We start from the raw sequence: 19,793 nt of genomic DNA, 5'->3' as shown, positions 1-19,793 counted from the left end.
GCCCCGAATGCTAGTAGTCCGGCTACCAGTACCTATCCTGCGTCCATGGGAACGGCAGCGGAGCGGCGCAAGGAACTGGGCGACTTCCTGCGCGCCAGGCGAGCCCGGCTCGACCCGACGGCGGTCGGCCTGCCCCCGGCCGGTCCCCGCCGGCGCGGCGGCCTGCGCCGCGAGGAGGTCTCCACCCTCTCCCAGGTCAGCGCCACCTGGTACACGTGGCTGGAGCAGGGCCGCGACATCCAGCCCTCCCGGCACGTCCTGGACGCCCTCGCCCGCACCCTGCTCCTGACCCCCGCCGAGCATGCCTATGTGCTGTCCCTGGCCGGATACGCTCCCCTGCCCGAGCCCGAGGAACCGGCGGCCCGCACCGCTCCCGGTCACGTGCAGCGACTGCTCGACGCGCTCGTCGGATTTCCCGCGTACGCCATCGCGCCCGACTGGACGATCACCGGCTGGAACGCCGCGTACCTCGACCTGTATCCCAACGTCGCCACGGTCGCTCCGGAGGAGCGCAACCTGCTGTGGCTGGTGTTCACCGATCCCTACGTCCGTGACCTGCTGCCGGACTGGGAGGTGACGAGCCGTCGTTTCGTCGCCGAGTTCCGGGCCGAGGCCGGGCCCCGGCTCGGCGACCTCGCCGGCTCGCCGGCCATCCAGCGCCTGCTGGCGACGAGTGCGGCCTTCCGTACGGCGTGGCAGGACCACCACATCGAGGGCTTCGCCTCCCGTGTGCGCGTCTTCGACCACCCGATCACGGGGGTGCGAAGCTTCGAGCACCACCGCCTGGCCCCTGCCGACCACCCCGACCTGCACGTGGTCATCTACACCCCGAGCTGTTGAGAAGGCGTCAGCGCGCGCTGCGCCAGTAGGCGAGTTGCGCGCTTGTGCTCTTGACCACCCGTGGGAGGGACTCGGGCTGTGGCCAGATCTGCAGCAGATAACGGTCTTCCGCTTCCGATTCCTCGTCCATGTTCACCGCGTGATAGCGCAAGCGATACCACCCCGGTCCCGAGGGCAGCTCGGGAAGTTCGTGAACCCGTCCGCCTCCCCACTCGCACAGCTGCGGATGTTCCGACCACCGAGAGCACGGCCGATCTCGGTGTGACCTTGGGTCCGTCCTCGGCCGCCGATCTGGTGGTCGGCTCCGGCAATGCCTACGTCTCCGCCGAGGATCGGATCATCGTCACGAACACCAGCGGCACGGTCACCGGCACCGTCACCGGCCTGTCCGGAGTGTCCGGACTCGCCCTGGCCGCACACGACACCCGTTTGTACGCGGCTCTGCGAGGGTCGAACGAGGTGGCCGAGATCGACACCAGCGACCTCACGATCATCCGCCGAATGAGCCTGTCAACCTACCCGTGCCCCTCCACGCTCGCGGTGTCCGGCACCCGGCTGTGGGTGGGGCACGGCTGCGGCAATTCGTGGCAGGGCGGCGTCGTCGGCCTCGACCTGACCGCCGAAACACCGACGCCGGCCACCTTCGGGCGCCGACACTACGCCGCGCCCGCGCTCGCAGCCGCTGGAGACACTCTCGTGGTCGGAGAGACCGCCATCGGCCCGGCCGACCTGCTCGTCTACGACATCAGCGGCGCGGCGCCCTCCTTGAAGGGCGAGATCGACGGCCACACCTGGTACCTGGACAATCTCCACGAGATCGCGCTGACCTCCGACGGGTCGTCCGCCCTGACAGCCGGCGGCGCCCCATACCACTTCGCCCGCTACGACACCACGACGCTGAGCAGGACCAGCGTGTACGGGGACCAGAGCCTCGACGGCTACCCGGCCAGCGTGGCGATCAGCGCCTCTGACAGCTACATCGCGGGCGGGCGCCGCTCGGGCACAGACCTCACGGTCTACGACTCCACGACCGGATCGATCGTGTTGTCCGCCGACAACTCGGCTGGGGACCTGGTCGCGGGCAGCATCGCTTTCTCCGGCGCAGACGTCTACGCCCTGGTGCTGTCGTCGGCCAACCGGCTGCATCTGTGGAGGCTGACGGGTGTTGCCCTTCCGGCGTCCACGCTGACGATGAAGGCGCCGTCGCAGGTCCTGACGGGCGCGCCGGTCATTGTGCACGGACAGCTCACGCTGGCCGACGGCACCGCTCCCGGCGTACAGCCGCTCACGGTGACCCGCCACCTGCCCGACGGGACGAGCACGCGACTGGAGGACGTGACGACGACGGCCGACGGCGCGTTCACTTTTACCGACACTTCGCCTGGTGTCGGCCCGGTCACCTATACCGTGCTCTGGGACGGTGACGCCCGCGCCCGTGGGAGCAGTACCTCGATCACGGTGACGATCAAATATCGTTCCTCGCTCACCTTGACCGGACCGAGACGCGGCATCACCGGCAAGGCGGTGCGGCTGCGGGGCATGCTCGTTGTGGGCGGCCAGCAGCCGACGCCGGGCGCCACTCTCAAGGTCTGGCGCAGCGTGACGGTGGGTGATGACCCCGCGAGCACCACCCCGCTTCCGGCCGTCGCGGTGAGCGATGATGGGAGCTACCGTTTCATCGACACTCCGGCCACCGCCGGCACCTACGCCTACATCGTCCAGTGGCCGGGAGACGCCACGGCGGGAGGGGCCAAAGCCCTCCACCGGGTCATCGTCAAGACACACGGCGGTTGATCTGCAGTTGCTGATCGTATGAGAGGGAGGGCGTCCGGACAGATGCGGCCGCCCTCCCTGCGCGTCCGCCGCTGGCACGTGGATCCTGCGAGCCGACCCGTCGCCATCATCGTCCTCCTCGCAGGCCGCCCGGACCGCTTCCGGGCAGCACGCATCGGAACGCCGAGCCTTGATCGCCGACGTTCGGTGTGGTGTCTGTCTGCCTGTTCCTGGGTGCGGAACAGGCCCGGCCCCCGATGGCCGCGAGCGAGCTGATCGGGTCGTCGGCGTTCCACCGCTCGGGTGAGCGCGCGCGTCAACCAACGATGACGTCGTGGCTGTTCCCCTACGGCCGGTCTCCGGCCTTGTCGACGACCTCGGCCGTCATCCGCGCGCTCCACACCAGAGGAGTGCCCGCCTCGACCGTACGTGTCGCGCCGCCGGGAAGGTCGAAGGTGCGATCGGCGACGCTCTCGCCGTACGTCCCCAAAAACCGGTAGTCCTGCGCACTCACGATGATCTCGAAGCGCTCCCACGTTCCCGTCCAGGCGAACGCGACCCCGTGACGGCCTGCCGCGTCGATCGCGTCCTGCTTGACCGAAACCCCCTGGATCATGGGCAGCGCCCGGAACAACGCGGCCCGTACGTCGGCGACCAACGGCTGCTCGCCCAGCAACTGGGAGATCGTACGGAAGATCCGCTCCTCCCGGGTCGCACCGGCGTCGTCGAACTCCGTCACCGGGGTCGCATCGACGCTCGCCCCGATCCTGGCGATCATCTCCTCGGGGGTGACCGGCGCCTTGGCCAGGTCCGCGCCCGTGACGCCGGGGCCGTACTCCTCCACGACGAGCCTGCCCCGTCCGTCGTCCAACGCCAGCTGCTTGCCGTCCAAGCTGTGCCACGTCTCCAGCGTCATGCGCCTGTCGCGATCCACCTCCGGCTCCGGCTCCTTGCGGAGCGGAGCGATCGTCTGCTTCACGTACAGCCAGCGGCCCGGCGACGGCGTGATCTTGTACGGGTCGGTCTCGGCGCTCCTGGCCGCCCTGTCGCCGAGTTCCCGAACGGCGGCGACCGGAGCGGTGGCAGGTGCTTCGCTGCCGCGCACCGCGATGACGCCCGCGCCGACGGCCAGCGCGACCGACGCGGCCAGCGCCAGACGCCAGGCCAGGCGCGGCCCGCGCCGCCGCGTCGGGCGCAGCGGCGGGGGCGTCGGCGACGCAGGGGCCGGCTCGCGGATGGCCTGCAGCAGCCGGGTGCGCGCCGCATCCTTCGCCTCGCCGGTGATCGCCGGGGTGGCCTCGAGGAACCGTCCGAACTCGTCCATCATGCGTCCTCTCTCGTGTCATCGGCGGTGCCGAGGGCGGCCCGCGCCTGTTTGCGAGCCCGGTGCAGGCGCGAGCGCACGGTCCCGATCGGGATGCCGAGCGCCTGCGCCACCTCGTCGTAGGCCATGTCTCCCAACGCCACCAGCAGCAGCACGTCGCGGTCACCGCTCGCCAGGCCCGTCAGCGCCCCCGCCAGCCGACGGTCCTCGGCCTGCGCGGCCACGCGCCCGATCACCGCGTCGGCCATGGACTCAGGCGGCGGCTCCGTACCGGTACGCGCCAGCGCCCGCAGGAACCGCTCCTCGTCACGCCGCTGCCTGGCGATGAGGTTGGTCGCGATGCCGTACAGCCACGGCCTGGCCAGCGGCTGCGCGTGATCGTAGGAGGCGCGGCAGCGGAAGGCGGTCAGGAACGTCTCCGCCACGACGTCGTCGGCGGCCTGCACCCCTAACCGCCGTGCGACATAGCGGTGGATCTGCTCGACGTACCGGTCGAACACGCCGGTGAACTGCTCCGGATCGTCGATTGACCGGCGGATGAGCTCGGCGTCGTCCGCCTCGACCATCCCCTCCGGTGATGTTCTTGTCATGCCTGCTGTTTCCCGATGGGACGAATCGAGTTCTCGACGGTCAGCGCCCCGGCCGTCCAGCGGTGTCAGTGGTCACGCAGCGTTGGATGGGGAGCATCGGGAACGATGCCATGCATGTCGTTGGTGAGGGCCCATCTGCCATGGCCTTGCCACACGCCATTGATGAACAGGAGATCAGGGGAGTAACCCTCGTAACGGAATCCGTGGCGTTGCACCAGTTTGACGGACGCCTGGTTCTCCGGTCTGATCTGCGCTTCCAGCCGATGCAGCCGTAGCTCGTCGAACGCATGGCGCAGGACCAGGCCAAGACCTTCCGACATGTATCCGCGACCGGCAAAGGGCGCGAAGGAGGCGCAGCCCAGCGTGGCGGGCAGGTTCAGACCGGCGGTGGCACGGACCCGTTCAAGAAACTCGTCTTGATCGTGGCTGGTGATGCGGCGCAGGACCACGCGAGGAGAGCGCCCGAGGTCAGCGCTGGGCGCTCCGGCAGGTTGCCTGCTTTGCTCAGTCCCGCCGTGCTCAGTCACGGAGGGGACGCTATCGCACGACGGCGCTTTGCCTACGGGAGTCGGCCTGCTGGTGGACCCTGACACGATGTCCGCCGCTGCCGGGAATGCCGGGCAACTACGACGGTGAGCGGTGGTGGCCGATCATCGGGCTTGGCCGGTCAAGATCTGGTCCCACAGGTCTTGGGCGGCGCGGGCCGACATCAAGGGCTCTCGGCGGTCACGGTCGGAGTGCCTGCGGTGAAACGCGACACTTCGAGCACCACCGCCTGGCCCCTGCCGACCACCCCGACCTGCACGTGGTCATCTACACCCCGAGCTGACGGTCGCGAGATCAGGGAGCGGTGATGATGGGAGCGACGCGGGGGGCGGCCAGCCGTAGGTAGTCGTCGGTGGCCAGGGCGATCGAGCGGTCCAGGCGGGCGGCGTTGAAGAACACCTCCGGAACCCGCAGGAGCGCCGGGTCGGCGATCACCTCCAGCTTGGGGTGGTAACTGAAGGGCAGCACGGTGCCGCTGACGCTGCCGGCCAGTTCCTCGGCTCTGTCACGGTCGGCGAAGGCGGCATAGGTGCCCTCCAGCAGGGCTTTCACCGCCTGCAGATCCAGGCGGGCATGGCCGGGCACCACCGCCAGCACGTACCGGGTCTGCTTCTTGCCGATCTTGACCATGACGACCAGGCACTTGGCGGCCTGTGCGACGTCGTGTCCACGCAGAGCGCTGACCTCATCGGTGCGTCCCTCGGGCGGGTGGTCGATCAGCCGGTAGCGCGCCCCGGCTGCGTCCAGATCGGCGATCAACCGCTCGTAGAGCCCCGCGTCCAGACTCTCGGGCGCGGCGACACCGCCACCCAGCTCACCACTCACCGCTCAGCAACTCCTTCACCGCGGAAATGCGGTCCTCGTCGCGTTGGTAGAACACCCACTGCTTGATCTTCTTGCCGCGCAGCAGCCCGGCCTGCGCGAGCACCTTCAGATGCTCGCCGCAGGTCGGCTGGCTCACCCCCAGCTTCTGGGCGATGAACAACGAGCAGACCCCGTCGCGCACCAGATCGCCGTCACGCTGCGGCGGGAAATGGCGTTCAGGGTCACGCAGCCACTCCAAGATCAGCAATCGCTTGTCGTTGGCCAGCGCCTTCACCAGATCGACGTCCAGCACGAAGGAATTATGGCAATTAGCTAACTGCCTGTCTACTGTCAAGCGTCCCAGCGCTGGTTGGCGCCGCCCCAGCAGGTGTACTGCTGGAGGCGGGCGCTGTTCGCCGTCGACTGGCCGGACACGTCGAGGCACTTGCCCGAGTGCCGGGCGACGATCTCGACGTAGCTCGTGCCGGACACGGCGCGGAGTTGCCACTGCTGGTTCGTGCCGCTGCCGCACGTGTACTGGATGACGGCCGCGTTGTCGGCGGTGGAGGCGTTGTTCACGTCGAGGCACTTGCCGGAGTGCTGCGCCACGAGGTTGTGGTAGCCGTTGCCCAGATCGCGCAGTTGCCACTGCTGATTGGCGGCCCCGGAGCAGGTGTATTGGATGATCTCGGCGGCGTTCCCGGTCGAGCCCTGCAGGACGTCGACGCACTTGCCGGAGTTCTGGTTGACGATCTGGGTCGTCGTGGCGCCGCCCCCGCCGTCGACGGCGTCACCCCAGCCGTAGCGCAGGCGGGTCGCGCCGGACTGGTTACGGATCATGAGGTTGAGACCGGTGCCGCTGCCGCTCTTGGCGTACATCGAGTACCAGTCGTAGCCGATGTCGCCGGGCTTGCCGCCGATGGCCGGCCAGTAGGTGCCGCCCATGGCGTTGTCCCGCATCACCTGGGTGACGGCGCGGATGTGGCGGACGAAGTTGTCCGTGCTGTTCGCGTCGGTGTAGTTCAGGCCGTTGTTCATCGGAGCCCCGAACTCGGTCACGACCGCCCGCGAGGCGCAGGTGCCAAGGCGCGTCTGGACGTGGGACCGCCAGCCGTCGTACGTGTTCGCGGAGTAGAAGAACGCATAGTGGTGGAACGAGAACAGCGTGCCGGCGAAACGCGCGTCGTTGCACAGGTCACGGAGGTCCTGGCTGTAGCCGGTGCCGCCGACGAGCACCCGGTTCGGTGGAGCCGAGTAGTGGGCGTTCAGCCAGTCGGCGGCGAGGTTGCGCCACTCGGCCGAGCTGTAGCCGTGGGGCTCGTTCATCGGCTCGAAGTACACGAGACCGTTCGATCCGTACTGGGAGGTCACGGTGGACCACATCGAGTTCCACGCCGGCAGGTTGGTGATGCGGCCTCCGGAGGCCGCGCCGTCCTCCCAGTAGGCGAGGATGACCTTCCATCCGCGCGCCGTGGCGGCGTCGACGGCGCCACGGTAGGCGTTCCACCAGGTGGTGCCGACGGTGTGGGTGTTGATCGGCAGCCGGACCGTGTTCACGCCGAGTGTCGCCTGCATGTCGTCGTACAGCGCGTTGGCCTTGGCCTGCACGGTGGCGTAGCTGTCGGAGCCGCTCAGCCCGTCGACGACGAGCGGGGCGGTGCTGAAGTTGTCGCCCAGGACCGCCCAGTTCATGCCGCGGAACTGACTGGTCGCGGCCGCCGCGGGCGTCGTCCATAAGCTCACCACGGTGATCGGCAGGAGCACCAGGGCCGCCAGCCCGGCGAGCAGCCGCCTGCCTAGGGATGTGTCCACGGCGTGGTCGCGCGCGGTCGAGCGTGCGCGGCGAGAGGGGGTGCCTGTCATGGTTCTCTCCTTGAGGGCATGCGCTCATGGCGCGATCGCTGATGCCCGCCCGGAGAGGGAAATCCGTCCGCAAAGGCCAAGTTAGCGCTAACACATCCCCGCGAAAAGACCCAGTCCTGCGCGCCGCCCTCCTCGCAGGACTGGATCTCGAACAAACGGTGGCTCGTCAGCCGTTCTGGACCTCCAGGACGAGGCGGGCGAGCTCCAGCCGGTCCACGTTGGGACCGTAGGCGTCCGCGTTGCCGAGGACGAGCGCTCCGTCCTGGGTGGTGAGGGTGAGCGGCGTGGCCTGGGGCCAGAAGTTGTCCCAGGCGTAGCTGTGCCGGAACACGCCGCGCGTCGTCGCGCCGCCGGTCTCGGTGATGTCGAGGAAACGGCTGATGACGTCGGTGTTGTACGGGTGCCCGGTGTTGCGGTCGGCGTTGGCGTAGTGCGTGAGCAGGACATACTCGCCGGCGCCGAACCCGGCCGGGCGGGCGAGGGTCAGGGTGTTGCCCGCGCCGTTGCCGAGGTCGCCCACGTACACGCCGCCGGAGGCGTTGGACGCGCTCGTGGCGGGGACGGTGACCGCCTTCGCCGTGCCGGCGAGCCGCGCCCGCTCCGCCTCGACCCGGTGGATCGCGGTGTCGGCCTGCGCGGCCCTGACCGTGGTGAGCTCGCGCAGCTCCAGCCCGGCCGGGCCGCTCACCTCGACCTTGGAGACGCCGGCCGGCAGGTAGACGCGGGCGCGGGAGGCGGCCTCGCCCGGGCGGGTCGCCCGCAGGCCGCGCACGTCGCGGCCGTCGAGGCGGACCCCCAGGTCGCCGGCGGCGCGCGCGTTGTAGGAGAGGGTCAGGTCGTAGTAGCCGTCCTGGCCGGCGGCGACGAAGAAGGTGGCGCGGGCGTCGCCGCCGAGGGCGATCGCCGGGCCCTTCCCCTCGCGGGTGATGCGCGCCCCGCCCGACAGCCGCGCCTCGTCGGCCGGGTACGCGGCCCGCTCCGCCCCGGTGATCTCCGTGAGGTCGAACCTGTCGAGCGTGACGTCGCTGCCGGGCAGCCGCGTGGCGCCGTCGGCGCTGGTGCGCAGGGACAGCTGGTGGGTGCCGGCGGCCAGCGTCAGCTCCACGTCGGTACGCCCGCGGTAGGTCCAGCTCAGGTTGGCCGAGTACGGCACGATCTGGTCGAGCCTGCCGTCCACGAAGAGCGCGTGCCTGCCGGGGATCTTGTTGGCGCCCTGGAGGATGCCGAGGCGGTAGCGGCCGTCGCGGGGCACGGTGACGGAGAACGTCACGGCCGAGCCGGTCTGGTTCATGGCGCCGACGTCGCGCCTGCCGGAGGTGGCGTAGAGCTGCGGGTCCGCCGTGGTGTCCTGGTCGAACGCCTGGGCGGCGGTGAGGGTGGCCGACTCGGCCTCCACCGACGTGCTCCACGGCGCGTCCGTGACGGGCGCGGCCCCGGCGGAGGGCACGATCGTGACGCGGTAGGCGGCCATCACGTCCCCGCCGGGCAGGTCCACCTGGATGCGCCCGTCCCGTACGGCGGTCCGCCGCGCGGCGACGACCGGCGGCTTGAGCGCGTCGCCCTCGTAGCCGCTCCACGTCGTCCTGGAGACCACGACGTCGACCTGCGGGCCGAAGACGGCGGCCGCGAGGCCCGAGACGTCGAGGCGGACGGGCTGCGAGCCGCCGCCGACCAGGACGGTGCCGCGCCGGGCGGGCTCGTCGATGGCGGCGACGGCCTGCACGGTGTCGGCGACGTCGATCCGCGGCGGGGTCGTCCTGACCGTCTGCCCGGTCAGGTCGGCGTACCACTTGAGCAGCCACCAGCCGCCGTTGGCCTGCCGGGTGCGCACGGCGTGGTCGTCGAGGTTGCCGGCGTAGGTCCAGTAGGCCATGTCGGCGTCGACCTTGGTGTCCTCGAACAGGGAGATCCACTGGATGATCTGGCCGGGGACGGACATGTCGCGGCGGTTGCCGTACTCGTCGATGTTGATGGGCAGCGGGCCGATGCCGAGCTCGCGCTCCATCCGGCGGTAGTCCTCGTAGTGGCCGCGGTAGTCGGCGAGCCGGCTGCGCGACAGCTCGTGCCAGGCCATGATGTCGGGCAGGCAGTTGCCCTGCTGGTCGCCGGCGCAGGAGGTGGCCTTGGCCCAGGTGAGGAAGTCGCGCAGGCGGCCGGGGTTGTAGTTGGCCTCGTTGGGGCCGACGATGCGGGCGGCGGGGTCGATGGAGCGGATGCGCTCGAACACCGCCTTCCAGTCGCTGAAGAACTTCTGCTTCGAGGTGGTCCAGTTCTGGTACCAGATGCCGTCGGGCTCGTTGAACGGCACCCAGACGAACTTGCCCTTGTCCTTCGGCCGCTCGCGTACGACCTTGCGCACCATCGTGTCCACCTTGGCGAGGTAGTCGTCGATGCCGCGGTTCTCGTAGGGCCACTGGCTGTAGACGTCCTGCATGTAGACGACGATCTCCTCGCCGCCCGCGGCGAAGAAGCCGTCGGCGACCTTGAGCGCGTCGCCGTTGGGGTGCTGGTCGCCGTCCGGGGCCTTCTGCGCGATCGTACGCGGCCGGGCGCCGGCTAGGAGGGAGTCGCCGGGCACGCCGGGGTCCGACAGGCCGTACAGCATGCCGGTCGCGCCGCCGTGCACGGCGCCGGTGCGCTGGGCGAAGTCCACCGCCACCACGTCGGGGGCGGCGGCGTGGGCCGGGACGGCCGTCAGTGAGGCGAGAGCCAGCGCGGCGGCAGCGGTGGCCGCGCGTGATCGGGGCTGGGGTCGGGGCATGACGTCCTCTCTCATGGGGGATGGGGGGACGGGCTACTTGACGGCGCCGCCGGTGATGCCGGAGATGATCTTCCGCTGGGCGACGGCGAAGACGACCAGCAGCGGCAGGCTCATGAGGATGATGTAGGCGAAGATCAGGTGCCAGTTGTTGAGATAGAGGCCGGCGTTGGCGACCTGGAACAGGTTCAGCGGCAGCGTGTCGAGCCGGCCGCCGATGACGAAGAAGGCGTAGAAGACGTCGTTCCAGACGTACAGGCAGATGAGGATGGTCGCGGTGGCCAGCACCGGGCGCAGCAGCGGCAGGATCACGGAGAAGAACACCCGCACGGGCCCGGCGCCGTCCATGCGGGCGGCCTCCTCCAGCGACAGCGGCACGGTACGGACGAACCCGGTGACGAAGAAGATCACCGTGGACATGTAGATGCCGACGTAGACACCGATCATGCCCACCGGGCTGCCGGCCAGGCCGAGCTGGCGCAGCAGGAGCACGATGGTGACGACGGCGGGCGGCAGCACGATGCCGCTGATGGCCAGGGCGTACAGCACGGCGTTGAGCCGGGTGGCCCGGCGGGCCAGGATCCAGGAGGCCATGGAGCCGAACGCCAGCACCAGCGCGACCGACGGCGCGACCACGAGCACGCTGCCGAGGAACGCCCTGGGCACCTCGCCCTGCTCCCAGACCTGGGCCAGGTTTTGCCAGAGCTGCCAGCGCGAGGGCAGGGACAGATCCGGCGACAGCGCCTCGCCCTGCGACTTGCCGGCGGTGACCACGACCAGCCACAGCGGCACGCCCATGACGAGTACGACGAGCGCGACGACGGCGGCGGGCCGCAGCCGCCCGGCCCAGCCGCGGGCGGCCGGCGGGCGGGCGACGCGGCGGCGCGGCGCGCCGTAGACGGGAGCGGTCACAGGATGTCCTCCCTCTTGCGCAGGACGCGGATGACCGGGAAGGCCAGCAGCGCGACCATGAGGAACAGCACCAGGCTCATGGTGGTGGCCTGGGCGAACAGGCCCTGGCCGAAGGTGCGGTAGATGAAGATGTTGAGGATCTCGGTGCTGCGGGCCGGGCCGCCGCCGGTGAGCGCCTGCACGATGTCGAAGCCGTTCATGGAGCCGAGCAGGGCGGTGGCCACGTTGAAGGTGATCGCGGGGGCCAGCAGCGGGAAGCGCACCGCCCAGAACGCCTGCCACCCGGTGGCGCCGTCGATGCGGGCGGCCTCGGTGACGTCCTCGGGCACGGTCTTGAGCCCGGCCAGGTAGATGAGCATGGACAGGCCCATCCACTTCCAGGCGTGGATGGCCGCGGCCAGCACGAGGGTCCAGGTGGTGCTGCCCAGCCAGGCGACCTCCACCTGCCACCCGGTCAGCGCCGACAGCAGGTCGTTGAGGCTGCCGTCGGGCTTGAGCAGGGCCTGGAAGAGGTAGCCGACGGCCAGCGCGGACATCAGCACCGGGACGACGAAGACCAGGCGGGCGGCCCGGTTGAGCCAGGTGTCCTTCTCCAGCAGCACCGCCAGGCCGAAGCCGAACAGGTTCTGGAACAGCGCGACCAGGGCGGCGTAGATCACGGTGATGCGCAGGGCGCTGAACAGCGTGCCGTCCGACAGCAGGTCGGTGAAGTTGTCGAAGCCGACCGGGCGGATGTCGCTCTTGAAGCTGGACCAGTCGGTGAAGGCGTAGATGAAGTTGAACAGGGTCGGCAGGAAGAAGAACACGAACAGGATCACGAACGCCGGGACGAGGAACCACATCGGATGGGTGCGGCTGCGCGCGACCCCGGCCGGCCGGGCGGCCGGGACGCGGCGTGCTGGGCGGGTGAGCGTCTGCCGGCCGGTCGGCACCATCGGCTCCTTGGGGGTGTGGGGGGCGGGAGGCCCGCCGGTGCGGTCAGAAGCCGGTGGCGCCGGCGGCCTTGGCGAGCTGCGCGAACTGCTTCTGGGTGGCGGCGGCCACCTGCTCGGGCGTCAGGCTGCCGGTGATCATGTCGGCCAGGTTGAGGTACAGGTCCGGGTTGGCCACGGCCAGCGACTGCATGGAGCCGACCGACTGGCCGAGCGAGGCGTGCACGTCCCGCAGCGCCTGCGGCACGCCGTCGGGCGTGGGCACGTCCGGGCGCAGCGAGACGGTCTTGCGGTCGGCGACGAACCCGGCGTAGCCGGGACCCATCCAGTACGCCAGCAGCTGCCGGGCCGCGGCCTCCCGCCCCGCGTCGCCGGTGCGGAAGGCGACCAGCGCGTTGGACTGGTCGGGGATGGAGGTGCCGACGTTGCCGCTGGGCGAGATCGGGAAGAAGCCGATCTTCTCGTCCAGCTCGGCGGTGTCGGCCTTGGCCTGGAGCTGGCCGAAGAACGAGTTGACCTGGATCGCCATGGCGGCCTTGCCGGACAGCAGCGCCTCGCCCTGGTCCTCGAACGTGGCGGTCTTGATGTCGGCGTTGAACAGGCCCTCGTCGATGAGCGCCTTGTACTTCGTGATGGCGTCGAGGATGGTCTTGTCCTCGAAGGTCTCCTTGCCGGTGTTGACCCGGTCCCACAGGCCGCTCTTGGCGGCGTCGGCGAGCTGGACCTGCACCCACCACTGGGTGGCCCACTTGTCGCCGGCCATCTCGAAGAACGGGGTGACGCCCTTGCCCTTGAGCGTGCGGGCGGCCTCCAGCAGCTCGTCGAAGTTCTTGGGCGTCTCCTTGATGCCGCCCGCGGCGAAGACCTGCTTGTTGTAGTAGACGCCCTCGACGGCGGGGCTGGTGACGAGCGCGGCGTAACGGGTCTTGTCCAGCAGGCCGGTGATGTCCCGCAGCTCCGGCGACAGCGACTCGACCCAGGGGGCGCCGTCGAGGGGCTGCAGGTTGGCGCGGGCGTTGAGCGCGGTGAGCATGGACGCGGTCGGCTGCCAGAAGGCCAGGTCGGGCTTGTCGCCGGTGGCGACCTTGGTCTGCACGCCCTGCTCGTACGGGTCGGGGATGGTGACGACCTCGACCTTGGCGCCGGTGGCCTGGGTGAAGGCGTCGGTGACGGCCTTGGGCACGGTGTTGCTGTTCTGGGCGGCCCAGATGGTCAACGTGACCCCGTCCAGCCGGGCGGTGGGCGACGGCCAGGCGGCCGGGGAGCCGCCTGCGGCCGGCGCGGCGGGCCCGGCGGAGGGATCGCTGCAGGCCGCGACGGCCAGGGCGAGGGTCGCGACGGCGGCGACACGCGGTACGAGCTTCACGGTTTGCTTCCTTTATCCATGTTCGACCGCCTATGGCATCGAACATCCCTTGGGGAGATTAGTAGGGACGAAGGTGCAGAATTCGGGCGGTAGGCGCGGGGGCCGTCGCGGTGACGGTCAGCTCCGCGGTCCGCGGGTTCCAGGCCGCTGACCAGCCCTCCTGGGTCGCCGGGTAGGCGGCCCGCGCGCGCAGGTCACGCCCGGCCAGGTGGGGCAGGCGCAGCACGGTGGTCTCGCCGGCTCCCGGCCTGCGCCAGATCCCCAGGTGGGTGCCGTGCTCCGTGCGCAGGCCGAGGGCGAGCCACGGGTCGTCCCAGCCGGGCAGGCCGAGCGGCCAGCACGGCGTGGCGCGCAGCAGGTCCGGGCGCAGGCTCTGGTGGAGCCGTACGCCGTCCCGGACCAGGGCGAGCTGCTCCGGCGTCATCCGGTGCAGGTTGCCCGACAGGTAGAGACGGCCCATGATGCCGGTGCACATCGTGAAGGCGATCTCCTCGTCCGTCATCCCGGGCTGGGGGTAGGCCCAGTTGGCGGCCTGCTCGGGCAGCACGGACAGCGGGGCCGCGACCGCGATCGGCGGATAGCGGAGGAAGTCCTGCTGGTCGCTGGTGGACTGGAGCTGCAGCCGCGAGAGCATCGCGTAGTCCATGCGCATCGCGCCCGAGCCGCAGTTCTCCAGCACCAGGTGCGGATGGCGGTCCAGCACGCCCTCCAGCCAGGCCAGGTGCGCCCGGTTGTGGGCGAGCAGCCCCGCGCCGACGCTCGTGGCGGCGACGTCGGTGCCGGCGCCGGGGTTGACGTTGTAGTCCAGCTTGAAGTAGCCGACGCCCAGCTCCTCGACGAGCCGGTCCACCACCTGGTCCAGGTGCGCGACGGCCGCCGGATGGCGCAGGTCCAGGTGGTGGCGGCCGTGCTCGGCCAGGCGGACGCCGCCGCGCTGGAGGAACGCCTCGGCGGGCAGCTTGCCGGCCATCGGGCTGCGCACGCCGATCACCTCCGGCTCCAGCCACAGCCCGGCCGTCATGCCGTGCCCGGCGATCCTGGCCAGCACCTCCTCCAGACCGCGGGGGAAGCGGCTCTGGGACGGCAGCCACTCCCCCACGCTGTCCCACCAGTCGCCGCCGTCGTCGTACCAGCCGGCGTCCACGCAGAAGACCTCCGCGCCGGCCGCGGCGGCGGCGTCGATGAGCGGCAGCAGCTTGTCCGTCGTCGGGTCGCCCATCAGCGTGTTCATGTAGTCGTTGAACACGACCGGCAGCGCCGGCCGGTCCGGATGGGGGCGCAGCAGCGCGCGGCGGTGCGCGGTCAGCGCCGCCGCCGCGCCCTCCACGCCGTCGTCGGAGACGGCGACCGACACGGGCACGGTGACGAACGACTCGCCGGGCGCGAGCAGCTCGCTCCACTGGTGGTCGGGGTCGGTGGGGCCGGACAGCGCCACGTACGCGCCGTCCATCCGGTCGCCGGCCTCCCACCGCCACGCGCCGTTGTGCTCGATCTGCCACAGCCAGGTCCGGCCGGTACGCCGCTCGTTCAGCCCGCCCATCGGCACGTGCCTCCCGCTCGACCAGGTGCCGGTGCTGGTCAGCGAGAAGACGCTCTTGCCGTGCTGGCCGTGCCCGGTCAGGCCGAGGTCGGGCACGTGGTCGGCGAGCGGCCTGCTGGTCCAGCGGTTCTCGCCCAGCCAGTCGCTGTCGCCGTACAGGACGTCCAGGTCGGCGGCCGGCAGGCCGAGGAAGCCTGCGGCGAAGGAGGTGACGGCCAGCAGGAGCACCGGCTCCTCGCCCTGGTTCGTCACCCGCACCGACGCCTGCACGGCCGGCACGCCGTCGGGCGAGCGCAGGGTCAGCTCCGCGGCCAGCCCGGACACCTCGTCCCGCATCCGCACCCGCAGCTCGTGCCAGCCGTCCGCGCTGGACTGCTCGGACCCGGCGTACCGCAGCCGGCAGCCCACCGCCGTCTCCGAGAGCCGCTGCGAGGCGCGCGCCCGGCCTTCGCCGGGCACCAGCACCTCCACCACCGGCTGGGAGATCCGCGCCCGCACGGTGACCGGCCCGGCGGTCAGCTCGCGCAGCGCCACCGGGCGATCCGGGTGGACCTCCAGGACGGCGGCGAGGCCGGAGTGGCCCCAGCGCAGGATCTCAACGACGTCAGCAGGCATCAAGGAACTCTCTTCCGCGCTCTCGTGCTCTCGTGGTCGCACGGGCACCGGTGGTGATGGCGCCGTTCGTGTGACCGGTCACAAGGGCAGTGTGAGCGGTCACACCATCGTGAGGGAAGACCTGTTTGCGGGATCGTTACGCGCAGGTTTCTAGGAGCGCCGCGGGCGGCCGGTGGACTCGCGCACCACCAGGCTGGGCGCCACCAGGGCGGGCTCCGGCTGCTCCTGGCCGGTCAGCTCGGCCACGGCCGCGTGGAAGCAGGCCCGCCCCAGCCCGGCGAAGTCCATCCGGACCGTGGTCAGCGCGGGCGTCCAGTACGCCGAGCCCGGGATGTCGTCGAAACCGACGATGCTCACGTCGCCGGGCACCGCCTTGCCCGCGTCGTACAACGCCCGGCGCACCCCCTGGGCGATGTCGTCGTTGCCGCACAGGATGGCGGTCACGTCCGGCTCGGCGGCCAGCCGCCGCCCGGCTTCGTAGGCCGAGGCGATGTCCCAGCCGCAGTCGAGCACGGCGGGGATCGGCGCGCCCGACTCGCCCAGCGCGTCGCGCCAGCCGGCCAGCCGGCCGCCCGCCCGGCCCTCGGACGGGATCGCCACGTGGTGCACGGTACGGTGGCCCAGCTCCAGCAGGTGCCTAGTGGCGTCGGCCGCGGCGCGGCGCTCGTCCAGCGCGATCGACACCCGGCCCCGGTCGGGCGCGGCCGGCTCGGCGGCGGCCACCGCCGGGACGTGCCGGGGCAGCGCCTCCAGCACCGCCACCCCCATCGGGTCGAACGCGATCACCACCACGCCCCCCGCGCTGGCGTCGCTGACGTCGTCGACGGTCTGCTTCACCTCGGCGGGCTCGGCCGACTCCACCACCCGGATCCCCACGGCCAGCCCGGCCGCGCGCGCGGCCTCCTCGATGCCCTGCAAGGTGGCGGCGTAGCCGTACAGGACCGTGTTGGACGTCACCACGGTGATGGAGCGGGCACGTCCCAGGCTGAGCGCGCGGGCGGCGCGGCTCGGCCGGAAGCCGAGCCGGTCGATGGCCGCCAGCACCGCGGCGCGGGTCTCGGCGCGCACCTTGGGCGAGTCGTTGAGCACCCGCGAAACCGTCTGGTACGACACCCCGGCGGCCGCCGCGACGTCCCGGATGCTGGGCACGGCGACGGCGCTCCTGGACGCGCGGCGGGGTGTCGAGGTCACGCTCACATGGTAGGCCCGGCCCCCGGAACCGGCCGCCCGGGAGTTCGATCATGGAGGCGGCGCGGCGCCCGAAGCCTCTCATGACGCGTTCCCCGATCGGAGCAGGCGGACGCCCTCGACCAGCTCGGCCGGATCGGCCGCGGCCGCGAAGCTGAGCCGCAGACAGGCGCCGGCGGGCTGCCCGGCCTACTTGCCGTGCGGGTCGGCGGCGTTGAGCGTCTCGACCACCTGGTCGTAGTCGCCGCGGGCCTCGCCGTACCGCAGGAACTTCACCCGTTCGACCTGGATCTCCTTCGCGTCCGGCTGAGCCTCGATCAGCCCGACCACCTCCGCCACGAACGCGTCGAGCGGCATGGCGTGCTCGTTGTCCTCATGCCCCGGCAGCAGCGCGGTGCGCACGGACGGCGGCACGAGCTCCACGACCTTCACCGACGTCCCGGCGAACTGCAGCCGGATCGACTCGCTGAGCATGTGGATCGCCGCCTTCGAGGCGTTGTAGCTCGGCGTGACCTTGAGGGGCGCGAACGCCAGGCCCGAGGAGACCGTCATGATCGTGGCGTCCGGCCGCTCGCGCAGGTGCTCGACGAACGCGGCGATGAGCCTGATCGGGCCGAGCACGTTCGTGATCACGGTCTCCTCGGCGGAGGCGAGGAACGACGCCGGATCACGCCAGTCCTCGACCCGCATCACGCCGGCCATCGTCACCAGGACGTTGAGGTCCGGATGCGCGGCGAGCACCCGCTTGGCGGCGTCCGCGATGCTCGCCGGGTCGGTGGTGTCGATCTGGACGGTGTGGAGGCCGGGGTGCTCGGCCGCGATCCGTTCGAGCAGTTCGGCGCGCCGGCCGCCGACGATGACGGTGTTCCCCCTGGCCTGCAGCTCAAGGGCGAGAGCGAGACCGATGCCGCTGGTGGAGCCGGGGATGAAAATGGTGTTTCCGGAGATGTGCATGTACCGATCGTTCCCGAACCGCCGAGGCACAGGCAGAGATGGGTTATCGGGGGACCGGCGATCCCTGCCTCGCACCGGCGACCGCCCACCATAATCGGGCATATGGACCGTGCAGCACTGGCCGACTTCCTGCGCCGCCGCCGCGAGGCGCTCCAGCCCGGGGACGTCGGCCTTCCCGAGGGCGCGCGCCGGCGGGCCCCCGGGCTGCGGCGCGAGGAGGTCGCCTCCCTCGCCGTCATGTCGACCGACTACTACACCCGGCTTGAGCAGCGGCGCGGCCCTCAGCCCAGCGAGCAGATGCTGGCCTCCCTCGCCCGCGCGCTGCGGCTGACCGGCGACGAGCGCGACTACCTGTACCGGATCGCCGGGCACAACGCGCCCGCGTCGCTGTCCGTCTCGACGCACGTCGCGCCCGCGCTGCTGCGGGTGCTCGACCGGCTCGACGACACCCCGGCGCTCATCCTGTCCGACCTGGCCGAGACGCTGGTGCAGAACAGGCCGGCCGCCGCCCTGTTCGGAGACGCCTCCAAGCACACCGGCCTCGCGCGCAGCGCCATCTACCGCTGGTTCACCGACCCCGCGGAGCGGACGCTCTACCCCGAGGCCGACCGCGACCGCCAGAGCCGGGCCCAGGTCGCGAACCTGCGCGTCGCCTACGGCCTGCGCGGAGCCCGGTCGCGCGCCGGCGAGCTCGTACGCGTCCTGCAGAAGACGAGCGAGGAGTTCGCCGAGCTCTGGGCACGGCACGAGGTCGTCCGGCGGTTCGAGGACCACAAGACGCTCGTCCATCCCGAGGTCGGGCCGATCGAGCTGGACTGCCAGGCGCTGTTCACCGAGGACCAGTCCCAGACGCTGCTCGTGCTCACCGCCGCGCCGCGTACCGAGGACTTCGAGAAGCTGCGACTGCTCGCCGTGCTCGGCCACGGCCCTTTCGCGGAAGCCGAGCGCTGACCCTCAGCGCGGGGCTCGCTGGTCGTAGGCGCGCTCGCGTGCTTCGGCTTCTGACGCGGAGCTGCGTACGAGCGAATGATCGGGAGGTGGTCAACCGCGGACCTGGTGCTCCACGCGATGACGGATGTACTCGTCCGGATGCGAGCGGGCGATCGACACCGCCGCGTCCACGAGGTCATGCAGCTCCGGCGGGTACGCGGATCGCCAGAGCGGCAGCACGGGGAGAATGCAGCGCCGCACGTCCAGGTGCTCGTTGGTCACGAACTCCCGGAGTGCGGCCTGGTGCCACTCCCACGTCAGGACCGACAGGTCATCTGGCTCTGCCGGGCTCTCGGTGCTCGAATTCTCTGCTCGCACATGGCGGAGCCGAAGCGGCAGAGCCGACCAGTACCACGCTCGCGCAGCGCCGGCCCGCTCCCCGTCGGTGCCCGTCCGCAGATGTTCGAGCAGCGCCGATCGGACGCGACGGCGTCCGAACGCGTTCAGAGCCGGTTCGACGAACTGACGGTTGAAGCTCGGGTCCGGGTCGTAGACGGCCGCTTTGATGAGCACGTCGAAGGACGCGTCAGACAGCGTCAGGCCGTTGCGGCAGGCTTCTCGGAGCGCCACCCGTACCAGCTGATTCCAGCGCCGCTGATCACCGGGAGCCGGCTCAGGCGCGACCTCGATCCCGACCACGTCGGCCACGGCCGCCAGACACTGCTGAAACGACGCCCTGTCGTCATCCGTTCGGGTCGGCAGCGCCATGAACCCCTGACTCGCGCCCGCTGTGTCCTGCGCGGCCGGCCCGTTCTCACCTGCCGTCAACGAGCCCTCCAACGTCTTGGTTTCATGACT

At 70.9% G+C, this 19,793-nt stretch carries 18 protein-coding genes; 3 read left to right on the top strand and 15 right to left on the bottom strand.

Going from position 1 to position 19,793, the window contains the following annotated elements:
* Positions 1-45 precede the first annotated feature (45 nt).
* Positions 46-840, top strand: coding sequence for a helix-turn-helix transcriptional regulator (locus SMD20_RS46510; RefSeq protein ID WP_329594079.1), 795 nt, complete (start codon positions 46-48; stop codon positions 838-840).
* Between the two features lie 7 nt (positions 841-847).
* Here the strand turns inward: SMD20_RS46510 and SMD20_RS46505 are convergent, their stop codons facing one another.
* Entirely contained in the window at positions 848-991 is a 144-nt protein-coding gene (locus tag SMD20_RS46505) for a hypothetical protein (protein WP_329594077.1), read from the bottom strand.
* A gap of 110 nt (positions 992-1,101) precedes the next feature.
* Here SMD20_RS46505 and SMD20_RS46500 point away from each other — a divergent pair, with 110 nt between their 5' ends.
* The gene (locus SMD20_RS46500; RefSeq protein ID WP_329594076.1) at positions 1,102-2,634 is read left to right on the top strand and encodes a hypothetical protein; all 1,533 of its coding nucleotides are present in this window, start codon (positions 1,102-1,104) and stop codon (positions 2,632-2,634) included.
* A 325-nt stretch (positions 2,635-2,959) separates the two neighbouring features.
* Here the strand turns inward: SMD20_RS46500 and SMD20_RS46495 are convergent, their stop codons facing one another.
* From SMD20_RS46495 to SMD20_RS46435, 13 genes are all read right to left on the bottom strand, one after another.
* Positions 2,960-3,940, bottom strand: coding sequence for a CU044_5270 family protein (locus tag SMD20_RS46495; protein ID WP_329594074.1), 981 nt, complete (start codon positions 3,938-3,940; stop codon positions 2,960-2,962).
* Positions 3,937-4,527 carry an RNA polymerase sigma factor gene (locus SMD20_RS46490; RefSeq protein WP_329594072.1) on the bottom strand — a complete coding sequence of 197 codons (591 nt, stop codon included), beginning with the start codon at positions 4,525-4,527 and terminating at the stop codon, positions 3,937-3,939. Before SMD20_RS46490 ends, SMD20_RS46495 begins: the two co-directional genes overlap by 4 nt.
* A 65-nt stretch (positions 4,528-4,592) precedes the next feature.
* Positions 4,593-5,054 carry a GNAT family N-acetyltransferase gene (locus tag SMD20_RS46485; RefSeq protein WP_329594070.1) on the bottom strand — a complete coding sequence of 154 codons (462 nt, stop codon included), beginning with the start codon at positions 5,052-5,054 and terminating at the stop codon, positions 4,593-4,595.
* Between the two features lie 313 nt (positions 5,055-5,367).
* Positions 5,368-5,898 (bottom strand): YbaK/prolyl-tRNA synthetase associated domain-containing protein, encoded by a 531-nt coding sequence (locus tag SMD20_RS46480; protein WP_329594068.1) that lies wholly within the window; start codon positions 5,896-5,898, stop codon positions 5,368-5,370.
* Entirely contained in the window at positions 5,888-6,190 is a 303-nt protein-coding gene (locus SMD20_RS46475; protein WP_329594066.1) for an ArsR/SmtB family transcription factor, read from the bottom strand. The genes SMD20_RS46480 and SMD20_RS46475 overlap by 11 nt, the downstream gene beginning before the upstream one ends.
* Positions 6,191-6,228: 38 nt before the next feature.
* Positions 6,229-7,740, bottom strand: a complete 1,512-nt coding sequence (locus SMD20_RS46470; RefSeq protein ID WP_329594064.1) for a ricin-type beta-trefoil lectin domain protein — start codon at positions 7,738-7,740, stop codon at positions 6,229-6,231.
* 166 nt (positions 7,741-7,906) lie between these two features.
* Complete coding sequence (locus SMD20_RS46465; protein ID WP_329594063.1) at positions 7,907-10,501, bottom strand: CBM35 domain-containing protein; 2,595 nt, start codon at positions 10,499-10,501, stop codon at positions 7,907-7,909.
* Positions 10,502-10,534: 33 nt separating this feature from the next.
* Entirely contained in the window at positions 10,535-11,410 is an 876-nt protein-coding gene (locus SMD20_RS46460; protein WP_329594061.1) for a carbohydrate ABC transporter permease, read from the bottom strand.
* Complete coding sequence (locus SMD20_RS46455) at positions 11,407-12,345, bottom strand: carbohydrate ABC transporter permease (RefSeq protein ID WP_329594059.1); 939 nt, start codon at positions 12,343-12,345, stop codon at positions 11,407-11,409. The genes SMD20_RS46460 and SMD20_RS46455 overlap by 4 nt, the downstream gene beginning before the upstream one ends.
* A gap of 43 nt (positions 12,346-12,388) precedes the next feature.
* Positions 12,389-13,708: an ABC transporter substrate-binding protein gene (locus tag SMD20_RS46450; RefSeq protein WP_329594057.1), complete on the bottom strand. Its 1,320-nt coding sequence runs from the start codon at positions 13,706-13,708 to the stop codon at positions 12,389-12,391.
* Positions 13,709-13,766: 58 nt separating this feature from the next.
* Positions 13,767-15,863 (bottom strand): alpha-galactosidase, encoded by a 2,097-nt coding sequence (locus SMD20_RS46445; RefSeq protein ID WP_329594055.1) that lies wholly within the window; start codon positions 15,861-15,863, stop codon positions 13,767-13,769.
* A gap of 150 nt (positions 15,864-16,013) precedes the next feature.
* The gene (locus SMD20_RS46440) at positions 16,014-17,054 is read right to left on the bottom strand and encodes a LacI family DNA-binding transcriptional regulator (RefSeq protein WP_329594053.1); all 1,041 of its coding nucleotides are present in this window, start codon (positions 17,052-17,054) and stop codon (positions 16,014-16,016) included.
* Positions 17,055-17,240: 186 nt separating this feature from the next.
* The gene (locus SMD20_RS46435; RefSeq protein ID WP_329594051.1) at positions 17,241-18,005 is read right to left on the bottom strand and encodes an SDR family oxidoreductase; all 765 of its coding nucleotides are present in this window, start codon (positions 18,003-18,005) and stop codon (positions 17,241-17,243) included.
* 102 nt (positions 18,006-18,107) lie between these two features.
* Between SMD20_RS46435 and SMD20_RS46430 the strand changes: the two genes are divergently transcribed.
* Positions 18,108-18,956 (top strand): helix-turn-helix transcriptional regulator, encoded by an 849-nt coding sequence (locus SMD20_RS46430; RefSeq protein WP_329594049.1) that lies wholly within the window; start codon positions 18,108-18,110, stop codon positions 18,954-18,956.
* Positions 18,957-19,046: 90 nt separating this feature from the next.
* On the opposite strand, the gene SMD20_RS46425 is transcribed toward SMD20_RS46430, so the two are convergent.
* On the bottom strand, positions 19,047-19,763 hold the full coding sequence (locus SMD20_RS46425) for a hypothetical protein (protein WP_329594048.1): 717 nt from the start codon (positions 19,761-19,763) through the stop codon (positions 19,047-19,049).
* Between the last annotated feature and the right edge of the window lie 30 nt (positions 19,764-19,793).

Origin of the sequence: Nonomuraea sp. LP-02, from assembly GCF_036289125.1 — a bacterium.
Lineage (GTDB): Bacteria > Actinomycetota > Actinomycetes > Streptosporangiales > Streptosporangiaceae > Nonomuraea > Nonomuraea bangladeshensis.
The sequence above is the reverse complement of the archived record's forward strand: the minus strand, read 5'-3'. Positions and strand labels throughout refer to the sequence as shown.

Excerpts from the sequence above, each read along its gene's own strand:
- SMD20_RS46510 (WP_329594079.1), top strand. The coding sequence starts at position 46 with ATGGGAACGGCAGCGGAGCGGCGCAAGGAACTGGGCGACTTCCTGCGC.
- SMD20_RS46495 (WP_329594074.1), bottom strand. The coding sequence starts at position 3,940 with ATGATGGACGAGTTCGGACGGTTCCTCGAGGCCACCCCGGCGATCACC.
- SMD20_RS46490 (WP_329594072.1), bottom strand. The coding sequence starts at position 4,527 with ATGACAAGAACATCACCGGAGGGGATGGTCGAGGCGGACGACGCCGAG.
- SMD20_RS46470 (WP_329594064.1), bottom strand. The coding sequence starts at position 7,740 with ATGACAGGCACCCCCTCTCGCCGCGCACGCTCGACCGCGCGCGACCAC.
- SMD20_RS46465 (WP_329594063.1), bottom strand. The coding sequence starts at position 10,501 with ATGCCCCGACCCCAGCCCCGATCACGCGCGGCCACCGCTGCCGCCGCG.
- SMD20_RS46455 (WP_329594059.1), bottom strand. The coding sequence starts at position 12,345 with ATGGTGCCGACCGGCCGGCAGACGCTCACCCGCCCAGCACGCCGCGTC.
- SMD20_RS46445 (WP_329594055.1), bottom strand. The coding sequence starts at position 15,863 with ATGCCTGCTGACGTCGTTGAGATCCTGCGCTGGGGCCACTCCGGCCTC.
- SMD20_RS46435 (WP_329594051.1), bottom strand. The coding sequence starts at position 18,005 with ATGCACATCTCCGGAAACACCATTTTCATCCCCGGCTCCACCAGCGGC.
- SMD20_RS46430 (WP_329594049.1), top strand. The coding sequence starts at position 18,108 with ATGGACCGTGCAGCACTGGCCGACTTCCTGCGCCGCCGCCGCGAGGCG.